We start from the raw sequence: 20338 nt of genomic DNA on the forward strand, positions 1-20338 counted from the left end.
CGGAAAGGCCCCCATGGACACGCGAAAGACGCTGCACATCGGCCTCTCGCTCGCCCCCACGTGGCTGAGCGGCGCGGCCTGGCGCCGGCCGGACAGTGACGTCGAGGGGATCTACGGTCCCGCCTTCGCGATCGACGTCGCCAGGCGAGCGGAGGCGGCAAAGCTCGACTTCGTGTTCCGGCCCGACACGCTCTACCTCAACACCGAGATGCTCGGCACCGGGCCCGGTTTTTCGAGCCTCGACCCGACGATGCTGCTGGCCGCTGTCGCCGGGGCGACCGAGGCGATCGGCCTCCTGACGACGGTCTCGACCACCTTCTGGCCGCCCTACGTCGTCGCCCGGCAGCTCCTGTCGCTGGACTGGATCAGCAAGGGCCGGGCCGGCTGGAACATCGTGACCGCGCTCGACGGGCACGAGAACTTCGGCCTCTACGCGATGCCCTCCTCGGAAGCGCGGTACGACCGGGCGGCGGAGTTCACCGACGTCGTGCGCGGCCTGTGGGAGAGCTTCCCGAACCAGGCGCTGGTGCGCGACCGCCGCACGGGGCGCTACGCCGACACCACGCGCATCACCCCCATCGACCACGAGGGCCTGCATTTCCGCGTGAAGGGGCCCATGAGCCTGCCGTCGTTCGGGACCGGTCGCATCCCGCTGTTTCAGGCGGGGGCGTCCGAGGACGGGCGCAACTTCGCCGCGGACGTCGCCGACGCGATCTTCGCCTCGACGCCCGACAAGGCGGCGGCGATCGAGCTGCGCGGCGACCTCCGCCGCCGGGCCGAGCGCTACGGGCGCGTGGCGGGCGACATCCGTGTCCTGCCGGGCCTCAGCCTGACGCTGGCCGCGAGCCGCGCCGAGGCGGCCGAGCTCTTCGCCGCGACGCACCGCGGCGCGGACAGGTCGCGCGCGCTCGCATCGGTCAAGGCGATGACGGGGCTGGACCTGACGGGCTGGCCGTCCGACCGCCGCGTCCGGCCGGAGGACCTGCCCGAGGCGCCGGAGACCGTGCGAAGCCGCACCCACGCCGACCTCCTGCGCCGCCTCATCGCCATCGAAACGCCGACGGCGGGCGATCTGCTGACCCGGCCCGAAGTCGTCGGCTCGGCCCATTGGCGCATCATCGGCACACCGGACGACGCGGCCGACGAGATCGAGGACTGGGCGGCCGCCGGCGCGATCGACGGCTTCGTCGCGCTGCCGGCGGGGTCCACGACCTCGATGCACCTCTTTCTGGAGGAGGTGGTGCCGCGGCTCACCCAGCGCGGGCTGTTCCGCTCCGAGTACCGCGGCACGACGTTCGCCGACCACCTGCTGGATTGAGCCAGCGAGAACCCTCGCCGCAGTGAGGGTGCCACCGGTCGTTCCGGGGGCCGGAACGCCGGACGCGCGGGCCGGTGGGCGGGACGGCGCTCAGAAGGTCGCCGAAAGCTCGCCCCAGATGGCACGCGGCTGGCCGTAGAAGTTGAACGTGCCGGTCGTGCCGATCCGCTCGTAGTACTTCTCGTTGAAGATGTTGGTGACCGTCAGCGTGGCGCTGAACCGCTCGCGGAAGGTGTAGCCGACCTGCCCGTCGACGGTGACGTAGCCGTCCTCCTCGATCCGCACGCCGTTGTAGATGTTGTGGAAGGGACCGGTGACGTTGACGCCGCCCGCGACGTGCGCCCCGTCGAGCGGCCCTTGATGGACGGTGTACTTGGTCCACAGGTTGAACTGGTGCTGCGGCAGGTAATAGCGGTAGCTGAGGTCGGCCGAGTCCTCGACGTACTGCATGTCCTGGTAGGTGTAGGCGGCGAAGATGTCCCAGCCCGGCAGGGGTGAGCCGTTGACGCTCGCCTCGATGCCGTTGACCTCGATCGCGCCGCTCGCGGTGTAGGTGCCCGGCAGGTCCGGGTTGGCGATGGCGCGATTCCGGTCCTTCAGGTGATAGGCGGACAGCGAGGCGCCGAGCTTGTCGTCGAGCCACTGCGTCTTGATGCCGACCTCGTACTGCTCCGCCTCGCGCGGGCCGAGCGGGTCGCCGCCGGCGTCGAGTTCGGTCTGCGGCTGGAACGTCGTGGTGTAGCTCGCGTAGAGCGAGATGTTGTCGGTGACGTCGTATACCGCGCCGACGTAAGGGGAGGCGTGCGCCTCGCCGATGTGTGTCTTCGTGTCGGTGAGGAGGTTCTTCACGTCCGCGTCGTAGCCCGAAGCGCGCACGCCGGCGATGAGGGTCAGCGGCTCCCACGGCTTGATGCGCACCTGCCCGTAGGCGCCGACCTCGGTGCTGGTGGTGTCCGTGCGCGAGCGCCAGGCGATGTCCGGCCGAGCGAAGTCCGGGTCCGGATTGTAGATGTTGTTGTTCGGCAGCGCGGACGCGCCGGACCCGCGATAGAAGCGCTCGTTCAGGTACTTGAGGTCGGTGCCGACGAGGATGTTCTGCTCCAGCCCCATCACCTCGAACGCCTTGTCGATGTGGGCGTCCACGTGCAGCGCCTTGTCGTAGACGTCGATCGCCGCGGACGTCATCGACACGTCGCCGGTGACCGGGTCGGCGGGCCCCGAGGTGTAGGCGTAGAAGCCGTCGCCCTGCTGGTCGGTGTAGCGGGCGGAGAGGCGCATGTGGCCGCTGCCGTCCTCGAAACGGTGCTCCAGTTCGCCGATGACGCTGGTCTGCTGGGTGTCGAACTCGTTCCAGTCGGCGCCGAGGAAGGTGTCGCGCGAGACGTCGAGGAGCTCGCCGTCCGGATAGGTCGGCAGGGCGTTCGAGGGCGCATAGGACCGGCGCTGGTGCCACGCCCCGATCGACAGGGTCGTGTTGTCGGTGAGGTCCACGTCGACGGCCGCGTAACCGACCCCGCCGTCCCACTCGTTGTCGTCGACGAAGCCGTCGGACGACTCGCCCGCCAGTACGGCGCGGGCGCGGACGGTCTTGGCCGCGTTGAGCGGGCCGCCGGCGTCGATCATGCCGCGCCAGTGGTCCCAGGAGCCGTAGCCGGCCCTGCCCTCCACCCGGTACTCCTCGAGGCCGCGCTTGCGCACGAGGTTGACGATACCGCCGGGGTTGCCGGCGCCGGCGTAGAGCGCGCTCGGCCCCTTGAGGAACTCGACCGCCGAGAACGGGGCAAGGTCCGGGTTGGAGCCGGCGATGCTGGAGAGCGGCGACCAGAGACCGTCGACGAAGTAGGAGTCGAACTCGAACCCCCGGGAGAAGAGGGAGGAGCGGCCGGGGTCGTTGCGGAAGGCACGCAGGCCCGGCGTGACGGCGACGGCGTCGTCGAGGACGGTGATGTTCTGGTCGTTGAGCCGCTCCTCGGTGAGGACGGTGACGGTCTGCGGGATCTCGCGGACGGGCTGGTTGAGAAGTCCGCCGAAGCTCATGCCCCGGGGGTCGTAGCCGGTGCTGGCGACGGTCCCCGATCCGCTGTCCGACGCGGCGGCCTGCCCGTCGACGGTGATCGGGTCGAGGACGATGGAGGGGCCCTCCACCGTGGACTGCGCCCAGGCGGCGGCCGGCAGGCCGAGGGCCGTGCCCGAGAGGAGAGCTGACAGGACAGCAACCCGCATCGGCCGCACGCCGGGACGGTCATGACAAGGGTTGGTCTTCATTCCCCACTCCATCGCAAGAACAATTGATCACGCACGATGGTGGTAGGTTTTGTGCTCTTTTGAAGTCAAGTTTAGACACCATATGAGCATGAAATCTAACGTTACAGAATCGGCCTATATTTCATTCGTTCTAAACTTTGAGAGATTTAGACGAAATCAATACTGTGATCGACGCGCCGACCAAACGGCGGAGTATAGATCGAAGGCGATCGTTCAGCGATGCATCATTCTTTTTGAAACGATCGGCGGCCTTTGTCGGAGAGGCAATCGGGCCCGGCGACGGTCCTTTCGGCGGGCGCCGGGAAGGTTACAATCGTGGCAAATCCCGGCGGACTCTAGACCGGATACAGAGTGTTGCCGCCGCGCACCAAGGGGTCGAAAAGTGCCGGCGGCCCGCCCGGAGCGTCCGCACGGCGCTCCACGGCCCGCCGAATCAGCCCTTCGGCCGTTCCGATCCCACCTCGGACCACATTCCGCATGCTGATGTATCCGCAAGAATATACGTTGGCATGATCGCTCCGCCGGTCCGGGCGCGCCATCCTCAGCGCACCCAAGGGACCGGCGGCGACACCCGCTCCTCGGCGGAAACCCGCCGCATCCGGCCCGACCTTGCACCCCGACATGCTGGACCAGGAGCCAGAACCATGAGCACGTTCACCACCCGCGACGGCACCGAGATCTACTACAACGACTGGGGCACCGGGCAGCCCGTCGTCTTCAGCCACGGCTGGCCCCTCAGCGCCGACGCCTTCGAGGACCAGATGGTTTTCCTGGCCGAACGCGGCTACCGCTGCATCGCGCACGACCGGCGCGGGCATGGCCGCTCCAGCCAGCCCTGGACCGGTAACGACATGGACACCTACGCGTCCGACCTCGCCGAGCTGATGACCGCGCTCGACATCCGGGACGCGGTCCACGTCGGCCACTCCACCGGCGGCGGCGAGGCGGCGCGCTACGTGGCCCGGCACGGCAAGGGCCGCGTCGCCCGGCTGGTGCTGATCTCCTCCGTGCCGCCGATCATGCTGAAGACCGACGCCTACCCCGGCGGCCTGCCGATGTCGGTGTTCGACGAGATCCGCGCCGGCGTCGCGGCCGACCGCTCGCAGTTCTTCATGGACCTGTCGATGCCGTTCTACGGCTACAACCGCGAGGGCGCGAAGGTGTCCGAAGGGGTGCGCGCCTCGTTCCGCCGCCAGGGCATCCAGGCGGGCCTGCCGGCCGCATACTTCTGCATCAAGGCGTTCTCGGAGACCGACCAGACCGAGGACCTCAAGGCCATCGACGTGCCGACCCTGGTGCTCCAGGGCGACGACGACCAGATCGTGCCCTTCGCGCAGGCCGGCAAGCTCCAGGCGGAGATGATCGCGGGCGCGACGCTGAAGGTCTACGAGGGCGCCCCGCACGGCCTCTGCACCACGCTCAAGGACCGGGTGAATCAGGAATTGCTGGCGTTCCTGAAGGGATGACGCAATCTGACCCGACCGCGATCCCGGCCGCGCCGGACGGCACCGGCCAGGATCGGCGACCCGCGTCCACCGCCCTATCTGCGGATCTCGACCATGGGAGTGCGTCGATGACTGAGACCCTCTACCCCGCGTCGGACACACGATACGCCCAGCGGTGGCCGGTGCTCGGCGCCGAGGAGATCGCGCGGCTCGAACGCTTCGGCACGAAGGAGCGGTATGCCGAAGGGGCGATGCTCGTCGAAGGGGGAGGCCGGGCGCCCGGCCTCGCCGTCATCCTCTCCGGCGAGGTGAAGGTGACCCAGCCCGGCGCGCTCGAACCGCGCCTCATCACCGTCCACCGCGCCGGGCAGTTCATGGGCGAGCTCGGCCAGCTCTCCGGCCGGCCGTCGCTCTACAACGCGCAGGCGGCCGCCCCGGTCGAGGCGCTCGTCATCGCCCCGGAGCGGCTGCGCGCCGTCTTCGTCGCCGAGGCCGAGATCGGCGAGATCATCATGCGCGCGCTCATCCTGCGCCGTGTCGGCCTGATCGCCGGCGGCGTCGGCGGGCCCATCATCATCGGCCGCGCCGACAGCAGCGACGTGCTGCGGCTCGCCGGCTTCCTGCGCCGCAACGGCCACCCGCACCGCGAGCTCGACCCCGAGGCCGATCCGGAGGCGTCCTGCCTCATGACCCGCTTCGACATCGCCACCGGGGACCGCCCCATCGTCGTGTGCCCGGGCGGGCAGATCCTGCGCAATCCGAGCGAGTACGAGCTCGCGCGGTGCCTCGGCATGGTCGAGACCATCGACCCCGACCGCCAGTACGATGTCGCGATCATCGGCGCCGGCCCCGCCGGCCTCGCCGCCGCGGTCTACGCGGGGTCGGAGGGGCTGGCTGCGGTCGTCCTCGACTGCCGCTCGTTCGGCGGGCAGGCCGGCGCGTCGAGCCGCATCGAGAACTACCTCGGCTTCCCGACCGGGATCAGCGGCCTCGCCCTCATGGCCCGGGCCTTCAACCAGGCGACCAAGTTCGGCGTCGAGTTCGCGATTCCCGAGGAGGTCGTCGCGCTCGACGGCACGCAGGGGGAGCACCGCCTGACCCTCGCGAGCGGCGGGTCGGTGAAGGCCCGGGCCGTGGTCATCGCCAACGGCGTCGACTACCGCCACCTCGCCGCCGACGGGATGGAGGCGTTCGAGGGCGGCGGCTGCATCCACTACTGGGCCTCGCCGCTGGAGGCGAAGCTCTGCACCGGGAGCGACGTCGTCCTCGTCGGCGCGGGCAACTCCGCCGGGCAGGCGATCGTCTACCTCGCCAGCAGGGCCAGGCACATCGTCGTGCTGGTGCGCGGCGAGAGCCTCTCGGCCTCGATGTCGAGCTATCTCGTCGACCGCATCGAGGGTCTGCCGAACGTGACGATCGCGACCCGCTCGGAGGTGAGCGGCCTCGAGGGATCGGACGGAGTCCTTTCGGCGGTCCGCTGGCGCAGCCGCGGCGACGGCGAGGAGCATGTGACGCAGACGCGCCACCTCTTCCTCTTCATCGGCGCCGAGCCGCGCACGAGCTGGCTGGCCGGCACCGGAGTGGCGCTCGACCGCCACGGTTTCGTCCTCACCGGGACGAACGCCGGCGACGGCCGCGGCATACTGGAGACGAGCCGCCCGGGGATCTTCGCGATCGGCGACGTCAGGTCGGCGTCGGTGAAGCGCGTCGCGTCGGCCGTCGGCGAGGGGGCGCAGGTTGTGGCGGCGCTCCACCAGCACATCCAGCCCCTCAGGACCGCCGCCCCCGCGCCGGCTCTCTGACAGATCCACCACTCGAACCCTTCGACCACAAGGACGGCGCGCCACCCCCGGCGCGCCGTTCTTCCTTGCGGGCGCCTGCGACCGGCTCACCGCCGGCACGATCCGAAGCGGCCGGCAGCCGGTCGCCCGTCGGCAAAACGAGGAGGATTTCGAAGGGCGCGGGCGCTTCGGGCCGGCCGGCGGGTCGTCTGGACGGGGCGCGCCACGCCGCGTCGACGTGGTCAGGCGGCGGAGAACGTCGGGTGGGTCACATTCGACGTCAGGACGCGCCACGACGTCGCGACACGCCCGGGCCGTCGGCATCCGGCCCCGCCCGTGCGGGCGGCGCCGAGCGGCCTGCGCGTCAGGCGTCGCCCTGGTGGCTGGCCAACGCTTCTTCCAGGCAGCGGATGATCACACGGTCCTGGACCGGCTTCTCGAGCACGTAGAGCGCCCCGCCCCGCATCGCGCGGCGGCGAACGTTGTCGTCCCCGTAGGAGGTCACGAAGATGATCGGCGGGGCCGCGTTGGCCTCGACCAGCTGCGTCTGAAGGTCCAAGCCGTTGGTCCCCGGCATCTGCACGTCGAGGATCATGCAGCCGACGTCCACCTCGCCCTTCGAGCGCAGGTAGTCGTCCGCCGACGCGAAGGTTCGCGCACGATAGCCCAGTGAGTCGATCAGCGCTTCCAGCGCGTCGCGCATGGATTCGTCGTCGTCGACAACGGCTACGATTGGGGGGACTGACACGGCGGTACGCTTTCGGTTTTCATCGTTGGTCACAATGATGTGCGCCGATCCGTCGGCTCTCACCATCGACCTTGCGTATAGGGGGCGGTATCTCTGCGCGCCTTCTCGTCCTCGTGGGACTTCACCAGGTCGGCCTTGCGGACCAGCTCGGCGACGGACGTCGCCTCCATCTTCTGCATGACGTTGCGGCGGTGGATCTTCACCGTGATCTCGGCGATCCCGAGCTCGTAGGCGATCTGCTTGTTCATGAGCCCCTTCCAGACGAGGTTCATCACCTCCCGCTCACGCGGCGTCAGCGACTCGGCGAGCTTCACCACCGCGTCCGCCGCGCCGGTAGTGCGGCGCTGCTCCGCGTCCTTGCGCAGGGCCTCGTTGACGGCGTCGATGAGCTCCTGGTTGCGGAAGGGCTTCGTCAGGAAATCCACCGCGCCGCCCTTCATCGCGCGCACGCCCATCGGGACGTCGCCGAAGCCTGTCACGAAGATCACCGGAACGCGGCTTCCCATCTGATGCAGCCGCTCCTGCAGCTCGAGCCCGCTCTGCCCCGGCAGGCGCACGTCGAGGATCATGCAGTTCACCCCCTCGACGCCGACGGCGAAGAGTTCGTCGACCGAAGTGTAGCAGCGCACGTTCATCTCCACCGACTTCAGTAGGTCGGCGAGCGCCATCTGCATGCCCTCGTCGTCGTCGACGACGACCACGAGGGGACCGCTCGCTCCCTGAGGCGTCCTCATGCGTCTTCCCCTCCCGCTGCGGGAAGTACGAACTCGAACGTGGCGCCCTTCCCCTCGTTGTTCCTGGCCGACATGTCGCCCCCGAAGGACTGGATCGTCGCCCGGCAGATCTGGAGGCCCATGCCCATCCCCTCCGGCTTGGTCGTGAAGAACGGCTCGAAGAGGCGGTCGATGTGCTCCTGGTCGATACCGGTCCCGGTGTCGCTCACCCTGACGCGCACCTTGTCCTCCCCGTCCGCGTCGACGGTGATGTCGAGGATGCGCTGCCCGGCCGGCGACTGCCGCATGGCCTGAACGGCGTTCACGACGAGGTTCACCATCACCTGCTGCAGTTCGATCCGGTCCGCCTCGATGGGCGGCAGGCCGTCGGCGACGCGAAGGTGAACCCGCGTCCGGCCGACACGGATCTCGCGTTCCAGCAGCGACAGGGACGAGCTTACCACGTCCGCGACGTCCAGCGCGCCCACCACGCGGCGCCCCTTGATGAGCTGTTCGCGGGTCCGGCGCAGGATGCCGCTGGCGCGCTCGGCGTTGCCGGCGACACGGCTGAGCGCCCGGCGCGCCGACTCGAGGTCCGGCGGATCGCGCTCGAGCCAGCGCGCGGCCGTCTGCGCGTCCATCATCACCGCACCGATGGGCTGGTTCAGCTCGTGCGCGATGGAGGCGGACAGGGCCCCCAGAGTCGCCGCGCGGTTGGCGCGGGCGAGTTCCTCCTGCGCGGCCAGCAGCAGCTCCTGCGCCCGTTCGCGCTCGGTGACGTCGATCATGCCGACGAGGATGTGGAAGCGGTCGTCCGGCGCATCGATGCGCGAGGTGCCGAACAGGACTTTGACGATTTTCCCGTTCGACGCCATCACCTCCGACGCCCCCTCGACCCGCTGGTTGTGCTCCACCAGGGCGCAGTAGAGGTCGACGGTCTCGCGCGAGCGGTCGCGCATGAAGGTGCCTTCGTGGGCGATCAGCTCCTCCCGCCGCTCGGCGCCGAGGAGCCGCACGGCGGCGTCGTTCGCATCGAGGACGCGCACCGAGTGGAGGCACTCCTCCAGGATGTCCTGATGCTCGAAGAGGTAGGCCGCGGCGCTTTCGACCCCGGAGTCCTTCAGGCCGAAGATCCGGTCGCGGGCGTCGGAGATGTCCATCTCGAAGAGGGCGACGTGCGACTGCTCGAAGGCGGAACGGTAGCGCCGCTCGCTCCGGGCGAGCTCGGCCGTGCGCTCGGCGACGCGCTGCTCCAGCGTCTGGTTGAGGTCGCGGATGGTCAGCTGCGCGCGCATCTCCGCGTCGATGTCGGTGGAGACGCCGTACCAGCGCAGCACATGCCCGCTCTCCTCGGAGCGGATCGGCCGCGCGCTGATCTGCAGCCAGCGGTAGCTGCCGTCCTGGACCTTGAGGCGGCGATAGGATTCGAACGCGGCCTCGCCGGCGATCGCGGCGCCCCAGTCGTCGAGCAGCGGCCCGCGATCCTCCGGATGGAACCAGTCGAGCCAGCCGCGGCCATCCTTGGAGAGCCCCTCCTCCACGGACGCGCCGGTCATCTCGGTCCAGCGGTGGCTGAGGTAGGTGATGCGTCCGTACGGCAGCGCCTGCCACAGGATCTGCGGCACCGAGTCGGCGACCGCCCGCAGGTTCGCCTCGCTCTCCTGCAGCGCAAGGCGGGTCTTCTGCACCGTGAGGCGGCTCGACAGGAGGGCCGCCGTGAGCGCGATGGCAACGAGCGAGACCACCATGCGCCCGATGTTGCCGGTGTCGACGTCGCCGAGGTGGGTGGCGGAGAAGGAGATCACCACGAGGACCGAGCACACAGCCGAGACGCCGAGGATGACCGATCGCCCCTGCCCCTGGGCGCCGATCACCACGACCAGCGCGTAGAGCACCGCGATCGCGCTCTCGAACCCGCTCAGCGTGTCCGCGACGAAGACGGCTCCGCCGAGGATCCCGGCAGTGGCCATCCAGAAGAGGCGCCCGTCGACCCTGCGGGGCGCGGCGGCGGGCGCCGCATCGGCGGCGGTCTCCCGGGGGCGCGGGTCGACGGCGCGCTGCACTAGCGTCCCGCCTCGTGGCGCCACATGGCGCGGCGCCTCAGGTGCGCGGGATGCCCGCCCGCCGGAGACCGGGCCGCGGCCTCATGCAGGGACGCGCCGTCGTGCTGCAGCACAGGTGTTCTCCTTCGCGCTCGCCGCGGGAATTGTACGCGGCGGGGCCACGGCCCCGTATCCAGCCCGACAAGAAAACAACTCGGCGCCCGGCAAAACCATACATTCGTTTACCTTGCCCCCGCCCCGGAGGACCGATCCGTTCGCGCCAAGGGGGGCATACCCCCGTATGGGCCGACCACCCCGCTGGATGGCTATCGGGAAACCACCCTTCCGGGCGAGGCTCCGGGTGTCGGCGGAGAGGCCGGCCCAGAGAGAACGAGGTGGGTGATGAAGACGATGCCGCGCGAAGAGATCGCCAAGCTGAGCGTGACCATGCCGCGTCTGCGGTCCGACGAGCTGCTGCTCCAGAACCTCACGCGGGTGTTCAACGAGCCGTCGGCCGAGCGGCGCGAGGCGGCGATGGCCGAGCTCTACACCGACGACGCCGAACTGCTCGACGCCCGCCACACCTTCGTCGGCCGCGCGGCGATGTCGTTCGCCGTCGCCGGGTTGCGCGCCCGTATGCCGGAGGGTGGCGTGTTCGCCCCGGCGGGCCTGACGCTCGGACACCATGGCGCGACGCTGCTGCGCTGGACCGCCGGCGTCCCGCACCGCATGCCCCGCCTCACCGGCACGACGATGGCGATGACGCGCGAGGACCGGATCGAGCGCCTCTACATCTTCGTCGACGCCTGGTCCTGACGCCGTCGCCCGCCCGGGCGGGGGAGCGCGGCTCCGTCGCCGGCCTTCGCGACGTCCCCCGCGCAATGACATTCCAGCCCCGCATTTCCGGCTTTCCGGCCTTCCGGGCGGCCCGATGCATCGCTGGCCTGCGGTGGGGGCAAGGCGCCGATGCCTCGAAGCCCGGTCGGGGTCAGGCTCGTGTCAGTACCGTGTCAGAACAGCGTCAGTCGCCACGCAGCTCGCCGACCAGCCGCGTCACAAGATGCCGCATCCAGGTGTGGCCCGGATCGTGAGTCCGGGAGGCGTGCCACAGGAGCGAAACGGCGACGTCGTCGATCTCGATCGGCGGCGGGCTGAGGTCGAGCCGATACCGGTCGGCGAACAGCCGGGCGATGCGGGCGTGCATCGTCACGAGCACCGGCGCCTCGGCCACGAGCGACGGCACGCCCAGGAACCGGGGCGTCGTCAGCACCACCGTGCGCTTCAGCCCCAGCGCCTCCAGCGCGTCGTCCACCACCCCCCGCACCCCCTCGCCGTGGCGCAGGCTGGTGAGGATGTGCGGCACGCGGATATAGTCCTCCAGCGTGAGCGGCGCGGTCAGCCCCGTCTGCGCGGCGGAGAACATGCACACGTAGCTCTCCGAGCACAGGAGCCGCCATTTGTGGTGGGTACGGCCTTGAGGGAAATCGCCGAATCCGACCGCGAGCTCCATCCGGTCGGCGTCGAGATCCTCCAGCACCTCGGCCGAATCGATGTTGTAGAAGCGCAGCCGCACGCCCGGCGCGTGGGCCCGCAGATGCGTCAGCAGCGCCGGGCCGATGAGCATCTCCATGCTGTCCGGCAGCCCGAGGCGGAAGGTGCGCTCGGCGGTGCCGGGGTCGAACGGCTCCTCGCGCGCCAGGATGTTGCGCACCTCGGCCAGCGCGGTGTCGACCGGCCCGACCAGCGCCATGGCCCGGGGGGTCAGACGCATCCCCTCCGGCCCGCGCGTCAGCAGGTCGTCGTCGAGCAGCGTGCGCAGCCGGGCGAGGTTGTGGCTCATCGCCGACTGGCTGAGCCCGACGCGGGCCGCGGCACGGGTGACGCTTCGTTCCGAGAGCAGCGCTTCGAGATGCACCAGCAGGTTCAGATCGACCCGGGAGAGATCGACGCCATCGATACTCACAATGCACCCCATCCGATTGATGGATGAGGGTATCCATACGATCTCCTGGCTCAAGTCGAGCGGCCCCGCCCCTCGACAAAAGTATTAGGAGAGTTTCATGTCCATCCGCCGCCCCATTGTTGCAGCCACCCTCGCCCTTGCCACCCTCAGCGGCGCCGCCTACGCGGGCGATGCCGTGCCGAACGAGGCGCACTCGCTGGACCTCGGGACCGTCTCCGGCGTCGCCTACTACACGGTCGAGCCGGAGGGCTACCGGGTCGTCGCCACCCTCGCCGAGAACGCCGACGGTACGCCGCTGCGCGTGACCAGCGTCCTCGCCCCGGGCCAGAGCGTCACGTTCTCGACGCCGCGCGCCGCCGGCATCGATCCCGTCGAGGTCGAGATCACCCGCGAGGCCGACATCCTGCGCGTCCGCGACACCGCGACCCTCACCAACTGACCCCGTCGCCGGACCGTCCGGCGCCCGCCACGACACCAGACGCCCCGCATGGCCCGGCCGCCGTGCGGGGCGTTCGTCGTTCCGGCCCGCCCCCTCCCGGAGGCACGGCGCGCGGGCGGACCGACCGGCGCTTCCGTCGCCCGATTTCCTCGCCGGCCTTGACGGGCGGCGACGGCGCCACTACCCGCCTCGGCTCCAGGGGGCGCCACGCGTGTTCGCCTCGGGACGGGCACGAATTTCCGCGGCCTGTCATCGAAGCGTCAAGGACAGCCGCCATGAGGGGGAGTCGTTGTGGCGGCTATCAGGGTCGCCAGTGACCGCGACAGAAGGATGAATTCCATGCGTTTCGCTCTCGCCGTTGCTGCGACTCTCGTCGCCGGCTCCGCGCTCGCCGAGCCGTCCGGCACCCTCACCCTCTACACCTCGCAGCCGAACGCGGACGCACAGGCGACCGTCGACGCCTTCCAGAAGGCCTATCCGGGCGTGACCGTCGACTTCTTCCGCGACGGCACCACCAAGGTGATGGCCAAGCTCGAGGGCGAGTTCGCCGCAGGCCAGCCGCAGGCCGACGTGCTGCTGATCGCCGACACGGTCACCATGCAGGCCCTCAAGGAAGGTGGCCGCCTGATGGCCTACCCCGAGGCCGACACCGCCGCCTACCCGGACGGCCTGATGGACAAGGAGGGGTTCTATTTCTCCACCAAGCTCATCACGACCGGCATCGTCTACAACAAGAACGCGCCCCTGAAGCCGACCAGCTACGCCGACCTCCTCTCGGACGAGGCGGCCGGGAAGATCATGATCCCCTCGCCGCTCACCTCCGGCGCCGCCACGATCACGATGGAGACGCTGACCTCCGACCCGGCCCTCGGCTGGGACTTCTACGAGGGTCTCGCCGACCAGGACACGCTGGCGTCCGGTGGCAACGGCGGCGTCTACAAGGCGGTCGCGGGCGGTGAGAAGCTCTACGGCTTCCTCGTCGACTATCTCGCGATCCGCAGCCGAGAAGAGGGCGCCCCGATCGACTTCGTGTTCCCGACGGAGGGCGTCTCCTACGTGACCGAGCCGGTGGCAATCCTGTCGACCACCGACAACGCCGAGGCCGCCAGGGCCTTCGTCGACTTCCTCCTCTCGGAGGACGGCCAGACGCTCGCCGCCGACCAGGGCTATCTCCCGGCGGATCCCGCGGTGCAGGCGCCCGCCGGCTTCCCCGCCCGCGACGAGATCAAGCTGATGCAGTTCGACCCGGCGGCCGCGCTGAAGAACTCCGACGCCGACAAGATGCGCTTCTCGGAGCTCTTCGGCGGCTGATCGGCCGGTGTCGCTGTCCAACCCGCCGTTGCGCGTCGCGGACCGCCGAGGTCCGCGCTGGCGCCTGGCGTGGCGACCGCGCGGCGAGGGCCTCGCCCTCGCCGTCGCCATCCTCCTCGCGACGGTGCTGATCGCGCTGCCGCTCGGCCTGCTTCTGGTGAAGGGGCTGGCGGCCGGCGACGGCCTCTCCCTCGGCCCCGTCGCAGAGGCGCTCGGCAGCCGCTCGGTCCAGCGCGCCCTCCTCAACAGCCTCGATTCCTCGTTCTTCTCGGCGCTGGCGGCGACGGCGGTCGGCACGCTGCTCGCGCTCGTCCTCGGCCTGACCGACGTTCGCGCCAAGGGCCTCTTCGTCTTCCTCCTGCTGATCCCGATGATGATCCCGCCCCACGTGACGGCGATCTCGTGGATCCAGGCCGCCGGACCGTCGAGCCCGCTCCTGCGCACGCTGGGCCTCGCGCCGGAGCCCGGCACGACACACCCCCTCTATTCCCGCTGGGGCGTCATCCTGCTGCTCGCGGTCCAGCACACGCCGCTCGTCTTCCTCGTGGTGCGCGCCGCGCTCCGGGCGCAGCCGCGCGAGCTCGCAGACGCGGCGCGGACCGCCGGCGCCCCGCCCTCGCGGGTGCTGAGGCGCATCGTCCTGCCGCTGCTGGCGCCGGCGATCGTCGCGGGCTTCGGCCTCGCCTTCGTCTCCGCGCTGAAGAACTTCGGCATCCCCGCGCTACTCGGCATCCCCGCCCGCTACACCACGTTGCCGGTCCTGATGTGGCAGCGGATGGCGAGCTTCGGGGTCTCGATCCTGGAGAACGTCGCCGTCATCGCCACCATCATGGCCGGCGTCGCGGTGATGGCGGTCATCGTCGTGGCCCTGCTGCAGCGCTACGGACGCGCGGCGCTGACGGGACCGCCGCGCCCGCCGCTGTCCTTCAGGCTCGGCGCGAAACGGCCGCTGGTGGAAGGCGCGCTCCTCATCTTCGTGGCGCTTGTCGTGGTGTTGCCGCTGTCGGCGCTCCTCGCGACGGCGCTGGTGCGCACGTACGGTCTCCCCCTCAACGCGGCCACCGCCACGCTGGACAACTTCGCCGAGGTCCTCGTGCGCCAGGGCGTGACGGTGCGTGCCTTCCTCAACTCCTCGGTCGCGGCGGGCGGGGCGGCGCTGGCGCTCGCGGCCTTCGCCATCGTCGTCGCCCATCTCGGCACACGGCACGGCGCGGTCCGCCGGCTCGCCGGCGCGGTCGACGGGCTCGGCGACATCGCCTACGCGATCCCCGGCATCGTCATCTCCATCGCCTTCATCGTCGCGTTCATCGCGCCGCTGCCGGTGATCGGCGTTTCGCTCTACAACACGCTGTTGATCATCACGCTCGCCTACGGCGCCGCCTTCCTCACCATCGCCATCAAGCCGGTCGCAACGGCGTTCGCCCAGCTCGACCCGGCTCTGGAGGACGCCGCCCGGGTCGCCGGCGCGGGCTACGCGATGCGCATGCGCCGGATCTTCGCGCCGCTGGTGGCGCCGGCAGCCGCGTCCGCCGCGATCCTGGTCTTCCTGACGGCCTACAACGAGATCACCGTCTCGGCCCTCCTCTGGTCGTCGGGCAACGAGACCATCGGCACCACGATCTTCAACTACGAGGACGGCGGCTACACCACGCTCGCGGCGGCGATGAGCACCGTCACGGTCGGGGCGACGGTGGTGTTGATGCTGATCCTGGACCGCATGGGGCGGCATCTCCCCGCCGGCGCCGTCCCCTGGCGCTGAGCGCTCCGGTCAGGCCGGCAGCACCCAGCCGCCGTCGACGGCGAAGCGCACGGTCTCGCCCACCGCCGGTGCCGTGGCGGCGTGAAGCTGCACCTCCCCGAGCGCCTCGTGCGCGACGACCAGCTCGAACACGCCGCCGCGCCAGGTGACGCGGGTGACGCGACCCGACAGCGGTCCGTCACCGGCGAGGCGCACGTCCGCGGGACGCAGGAGGACCCGCACCGTGCCCGCTCGGGGCCGGTCGGCGGCGACGGCGATGTCCAGCGCGCCGCAGCGGACCAGCGCCCCGTCGCCGTCGTGGCGCATCATCGTGCCGTCCACGATCGCGCCGCGGCCGATGAAGCGCGCCACCGCCTCGTTGGCGGGGCGGCGGTAGAGCGTCACGGGGTCGGCCACCTGAAGGACGCGGCCGGCGTCCATCACGGCGATGCGGCTCGCCAGCGCCATCGCCTCGCGCTGGTCGTGGGTGATGTAGAGCGTCGTCGCGCCGGACGCGCGGTGAACGCGGGCGAGCTCGGTCTCCATCACGTCGCGCAGGTGCGGGTCGAGGTTGGCGAGCGGCTCGTCCATCAGCAGAACCCGCGCGTTGGACGCGAGGCAGCGCGCGAGCGCCACGCGCTGCTGCTGCCCGCCCGAGAGCGCAGCCGGCTTTCGCTCGGCGAAGGGGGTGAGGGCGACGGCCTCGAGCGCGGCGGCGGTGGCGGCCGCAGCGTCCTGCCGGGAGCGCCCGCCCGCCTCGGCAACGAAGGCGACGTTCTGGAAGACGCTCATGTGCGGCCAGAGTGCGTACGACTGGAACACCATCGCGACGCCGCGATGCTCCGGCGGGATCGAGCGGCCGCGCCCGGCCACCTCCTGCCCACCGATGGTGATCGCGCCCGCATCGGGCGTCTCGAGCCCGGCGACGAGGCGCAGCAACGTGCTCTTGCCGCAGCCGGACGGGCCGAGGACGCAGAAGAACTCGCCGGGCGCGACGCTGAGGTCGATATCGTCGACGGCGGCCTTTCCGGCGAAGCGCTTGGTGAGGCCGGCGACGCTGACGCCGTGGGTATGTCGCGCCTCGACGGAGGTTCCGTCCGCCGCACGCGCGGTGGCATTGGTCACAGCGGCGCCTCTCCTCTCGGCCCTACCGCCACCGGTCTAGGCAAGCGCCCCGCATGGCGCAAGGCGAGCCGTCCCTCCGCGGCGCGCAGCCGCTATGCCCTTGCGTGAACAGCGGCGACGGGCCGGCGTCGGGCCCCGCCGGCATCCCGTCGCCGCGCAGGGGCCGATGCACGCCGCGCAGGGGAACGACGTCGCGAGGGCGTGGCGGTGGAAGCAGAGCCCCGGCGGCGCGCTAGTCGTTCGCGCGCATCGCCAGGTGGATCGTCCGCCCCTCGAGGCGGACGTCGAAGGTGCAGGTGGCGCCGTCGTCGGCACCGGTCGCGCGGCCCGACTGCAGCGAGATCACCCAGTTGTGCAGCGGGCAGGTCACGCACCCGTCGTGCACGATCCCCTGCGACAGCGGGCCGCCACGGTGGGGACACCTGTCCTCCAGGGCGAAGATCCGGTCGTCCGCCGTGCGGAAGACGGCCACCCTCGTCTCCCCCATCGTGACGCAGCGCGCGCCCTGGGCGGGGATGTCGTCGATGGTGCCAACGATGGCGTAGGCGGCGCGGGTGTCGGTGTGCGCGGTCATCAGACGAGCTCCGGCTGAAGGGCGGCGAGCGGCTTGAACTCGTGCTTGTCCTTGCCGGACACACGCTCCGACCACGGGTCCGACTGAGCGAATGTCTGGGAGAGGACGAAGCGGTCGTAGTACTCGCGCCGCTTCCCGGCGTCCTCGAGGATCTGCTCGCGCACCACCTGGTAGCCGACGCGCCGGGCCCACTTGTAGATACGCTCGAGGTAGTAGCCCTGCTCGCGGTACATCTGGATCAGCGCGGCCGTCACCTCGATGGCCTCCTCCTCCGTCTTCACGAGGCCGAGGACCTCGGTGCCCTTGATGTCGAGGCCGGCGGCGCCGGCGTAGTGGATCTCGTAGCCGCTGTCGACGCACACGATACCGACGTCCTTGCAGGTCGCCTCGGCGCAGTTGCGCGGGCAGCCCGACACGGCGAGCTTCACCTTCGCCGGCGTCCAGGACCCCCACAGGAACCGCTCGAGCTTCACGCCGAGCCCGGTGGAATCCTGCGTGCCGAAGCGGCACCATTGCGAACCCACGCAGGTCTTCACCGTGCGCAGGCCCTTCGCATAGGCGTGGCCGGACACGAACCCCGCCTGGCCGAGGTCGGCCCAGACCGCCGGCAGGTCCTCCTTCTTCACGCCCAGCATGTCGATGCGCTGGCCACCGGTGACCTTCACGGTCGGAATGTCGAACTTCTCCACCACGTCGGCGATGGCGCGCAGCTCCTGCGCCGAGGTGAGCCCGCCCCACATCCGCGGCACCACGGAATAGGTGCCGTCCTTCTGGATGTTGGCGTGAACGCGCTCGTTGATAAAGCGCGACTGGCCGTCGTCCTCGTACTCGCCCGGCCAGTCGGCGACGAGGTAGTAGTTCAGCGCGGGACGGCACTTGGCGCAGCCGCCCGAGGTCGACCACTCCAGCTCCTGCATCACCGCCGGGATCGACTTCAGGCCCTTCGCCTTGATGAGGCGGCGCACCTCGCCATGGCCGAGCGGCGTGCAGCCGCACATCGACTTCACCGCGTTCGCGTTGAAGGCGTCGCCGAGGGTGGCGGACATCAGGTTCTCGACGAGGCCGGTGCAGGACCCGCAGGAAGCCGAGGCCTTCGTATGAGCGCGCACGTCGTCGAGGCTGGTGAGCCCCTTTTCCGTGATGGCGGCGACGACCCTGCCCTTGCAGACACCGTTGCAGCCGCAGATTTCCGTGTCGTCCGGCAGGGCCGCGACGGCGGCGACCGGATCCATCTGCCCGCCGCCCTGGAAGGCCTGACCGAAGATCAGCGTCTCGCGCATCCCGGAGACGTCGACGCCCTTCTTCAGGAGGTCGTTGAACCAGGCGCCGTCGGCGGTGTCGCCGTAGAGCACGGCGCCGATGATCCGGTTGTCCTTCAGGACGACGCGCCTGTAGGCGCCGCGGGCCGCGTCGCGCAGGACGATCTCCTCGCGGTCCGGCCCGTCGGCGAAGTCGCCCACCGAATAGAGGTCGCAGCCCGTGACCTTCAGCTTGGTGGGAACCTCGGAATGCCTGAACGCCGCGTCGCCGCCAGTCAGCCGGTCGGCCGCGACCCGCGCCATGTCGTAGAGCGGCGCGACGAGGCCGTAGACGCGCCCGCCCACCTCCGCGCACTCGCCCAGCGAGAGGATCGCGGGGTCGGAGGTCACCATGCCGTCGTCGACCACGATGCCGCGGTTCACCTCGAGCCCGGCGGCCCTGGCGAGGAGCGTGTTCGGGCGGATGCCGACCGCCATCACCACCAGCGAGGCGTCGATGACGGTGCCGTCCTTCAGCTCGACGCCCGTCACCCGTGTGTCGCCGAGGATCGCCTTCGTGTCGGCGCCGCAGCGGATCTCGATGCCACGCGCAGTGAGCGCCTTTTCGAGGAGGTAGCCGGCGGCCGGGTCGAGCTGGCGGTCCATCAGCGTCGGCGTCAGGTGCAGCACGGTGACGTCCATGCCGCGCGCTCTCAGCCCCGCCGCCGCCTCGAGGCCGAGGAGGCCGCCGCCGATGACCACGGCGCGGCCGCCCCTGTCGGCGGCGGCGAGCATCGCCTCCACGTCGTCGAGGTCGCGGTAGGCCCGCACGCCCGGCAGGTCGCGGCCCGGGACCGGGATGATGAAGGGGTCGGACCCGGTGGCGATGACGAGGGTGTCGTAGGCGGCGGACACCCCCGCGTCGGAGGTCACGGTCCGCGCGACGCGGTCGATCCCGGTCACGCGCTGGCCCTTGTGGAGGGTCACGCCGTGGCGGGCGTACCAGTCGTCGCCGTGGATGACGATGCTGTCGTATGTCTTCTCGCCCGACAGGACCGGAGAGAGCATGATGCGGTCGTAGTTGACCCGCGGCTCCGCATTGAAAATGGTGACGTCGAAGGCCTCGGGCGCCGCCTCGAAGAGGTGCTCCAGCATCCGGCCGGGGGCCATACCGTTACCAACGATGACAAGCCTGGTCTTCGCCATGGGCGCGCGCTCCTGGTTTCTCGGGGAAGAACCGGAACGCGAACAGGCGCCGCGCTCCGGAGGGCGATAAGCCGAAACGGAGTGAGGCAGCGCCTTTGCTGCACATGCCCTTCCACGACCGAAGGTCCCGGAAGGTCAGCTGTCTGGAAATGCCGCATCTTTGCGGTGGCGCCCGGGCGATGGTCTACGCAAGACCTTCAACACCGAACGTAACGTGTATCGCCGAACGTCCCGCGGCCTTCAAGCCACCATTTTTATGCAATCTGCTCAAATTTTCTGCAGGCTTCTGTTGACGGCGGCCGCGCCACCGGGGCGGTTTTTCCTCGGCTCAGGTCACATCCCGCCGACCCATCACCCTTCGCCGCAAAATCCGTCTACACTCCGCCGACCACGGGGCGCCCGGCGCGACATGACACAGACCCCCCATCCCTG

At 70.3% G+C, this 20338-nt stretch carries 15 protein-coding genes; 7 read left to right on the forward strand and 8 right to left on the reverse strand.

Going from position 1 to position 20338, the window contains the following annotated elements; translation table 11 throughout:
- Nucleotides 1-13: 13 nt before the first annotated feature.
- The gene (locus tag DLJ53_RS01655) at nucleotides 14-1318 is read left to right on the forward strand and encodes an NtaA/DmoA family FMN-dependent monooxygenase (RefSeq protein WP_111341762.1); all 1305 of its coding nucleotides are present in this window, start codon (nucleotides 14-16) and stop codon (nucleotides 1316-1318) included.
- Between the two features lie 90 nt (nucleotides 1319-1408).
- Here DLJ53_RS01655 and DLJ53_RS01660 read toward each other — a convergent pair whose 3' ends face one another.
- Nucleotides 1409-3583: a TonB-dependent siderophore receptor gene (locus tag DLJ53_RS01660; protein ID WP_162408763.1), complete on the reverse strand. Its 2175-nt coding sequence runs from the start codon at nucleotides 3581-3583 to the stop codon at nucleotides 1409-1411.
- A gap of 644 nt (nucleotides 3584-4227) precedes the next feature.
- On the opposite strand from DLJ53_RS01660, the gene DLJ53_RS01665 reads away from it, so the two are divergent.
- Together DLJ53_RS01665 and DLJ53_RS01670 are read left to right on the forward strand one after the other, a co-directional pair.
- On the forward strand, nucleotides 4228-5049 hold the full coding sequence (locus DLJ53_RS01665) for an alpha/beta fold hydrolase (protein ID WP_111341766.1): 822 nt from the start codon (nucleotides 4228-4230) through the stop codon (nucleotides 5047-5049).
- Between the two features lie 107 nt (nucleotides 5050-5156).
- Nucleotides 5157-6830, forward strand: a complete 1674-nt coding sequence (locus DLJ53_RS01670; protein ID WP_111341768.1) for an FAD-dependent oxidoreductase — start codon at nucleotides 5157-5159, stop codon at nucleotides 6828-6830.
- Between the two features lie 343 nt (nucleotides 6831-7173).
- Here the strand turns inward: DLJ53_RS01670 and DLJ53_RS01675 are convergent, their stop codons facing one another.
- From DLJ53_RS01675 to DLJ53_RS01685, 3 genes are read right to left on the reverse strand one after another with little or no spacing between them, the layout of a single operon-like run.
- Nucleotides 7174-7623 (reverse strand): response regulator transcription factor, encoded by a 450-nt coding sequence (locus DLJ53_RS01675; RefSeq protein ID WP_111341769.1) that lies wholly within the window; start codon nucleotides 7621-7623, stop codon nucleotides 7174-7176.
- A complete protein-coding gene (locus DLJ53_RS01680) occupies nucleotides 7617-8291 on the reverse strand; it encodes a response regulator transcription factor (RefSeq protein ID WP_111341771.1) in 675 nt (224 codons plus the stop codon). The genes DLJ53_RS01675 and DLJ53_RS01680 overlap by 7 nt, the downstream gene beginning before the upstream one ends.
- Entirely contained in the window at nucleotides 8288-10333 is a 2046-nt protein-coding gene (locus tag DLJ53_RS01685; protein WP_111341773.1) for a PAS domain-containing sensor histidine kinase, read from the reverse strand. The genes DLJ53_RS01680 and DLJ53_RS01685 overlap by 4 nt, the downstream gene beginning before the upstream one ends.
- Before the next feature lie 381 nt (nucleotides 10334-10714).
- On the opposite strand from DLJ53_RS01685, the gene DLJ53_RS01690 reads away from it, so the two are divergent.
- Complete coding sequence (locus DLJ53_RS01690; RefSeq protein ID WP_111341774.1) at nucleotides 10715-11128, forward strand: nuclear transport factor 2 family protein; 414 nt, start codon at nucleotides 10715-10717, stop codon at nucleotides 11126-11128.
- A gap of 205 nt (nucleotides 11129-11333) precedes the next feature.
- Here the strand turns inward: DLJ53_RS01690 and DLJ53_RS01695 are convergent, their stop codons facing one another.
- Nucleotides 11334-12275, reverse strand: a complete 942-nt coding sequence (locus DLJ53_RS01695; RefSeq protein WP_111341776.1) for a LysR family transcriptional regulator — start codon at nucleotides 12273-12275, stop codon at nucleotides 11334-11336.
- Between the two features lie 97 nt (nucleotides 12276-12372).
- Here DLJ53_RS01695 and DLJ53_RS01700 point away from each other — a divergent pair, with 97 nt between their 5' ends.
- From DLJ53_RS01700 to DLJ53_RS01710, 3 genes are all read left to right on the forward strand, one after another.
- Nucleotides 12373-12714, forward strand: coding sequence for a hypothetical protein (locus DLJ53_RS01700; RefSeq protein WP_111341778.1), 342 nt, complete (start codon nucleotides 12373-12375; stop codon nucleotides 12712-12714).
- Nucleotides 12715-13053: 339 nt separating this feature from the next.
- Nucleotides 13054-14025 (forward strand): ABC transporter substrate-binding protein, encoded by a 972-nt coding sequence (locus tag DLJ53_RS01705; protein ID WP_111341779.1) that lies wholly within the window; start codon nucleotides 13054-13056, stop codon nucleotides 14023-14025.
- 7 nt (nucleotides 14026-14032) lie between these two features.
- Complete coding sequence (locus tag DLJ53_RS01710; protein ID WP_244934979.1) at nucleotides 14033-15784, forward strand: ABC transporter permease; 1752 nt, start codon at nucleotides 14033-14035, stop codon at nucleotides 15782-15784.
- A 9-nt stretch (nucleotides 15785-15793) separates the two neighbouring features.
- Here DLJ53_RS01710 and DLJ53_RS01715 read toward each other — a convergent pair whose 3' ends face one another.
- The 3 genes from DLJ53_RS01715 to nirB all read right to left on the reverse strand — a co-directional run bounded on the left by DLJ53_RS01715 (nucleotide 15794) and on the right by nirB (nucleotide 19906).
- A complete protein-coding gene (locus DLJ53_RS01715; protein ID WP_111341781.1) occupies nucleotides 15794-16888 on the reverse strand; it encodes an ABC transporter ATP-binding protein in 1095 nt (364 codons plus the stop codon).
- Between the two features lie 232 nt (nucleotides 16889-17120).
- Complete coding sequence (gene nirD / locus DLJ53_RS01720) at nucleotides 17121-17462, reverse strand: nitrite reductase small subunit NirD (protein WP_111341783.1); 342 nt, start codon at nucleotides 17460-17462, stop codon at nucleotides 17121-17123.
- Nucleotides 17462-19906, reverse strand: coding sequence for a nitrite reductase large subunit NirB (nirB, locus tag DLJ53_RS01725; RefSeq protein WP_111341785.1), 2445 nt, complete (start codon nucleotides 19904-19906; stop codon nucleotides 17462-17464). The genes nirD and nirB overlap by 1 nt, the downstream gene beginning before the upstream one ends.
- Nucleotides 19907-20338 lie beyond the last annotated feature (432 nt).

Origin of the sequence: Acuticoccus sediminis, from assembly GCF_003258595.1 — a bacterium.
Taxonomy (GTDB): domain Bacteria; phylum Pseudomonadota; class Alphaproteobacteria; order Rhizobiales; family Amorphaceae; genus Acuticoccus; species Acuticoccus sediminis.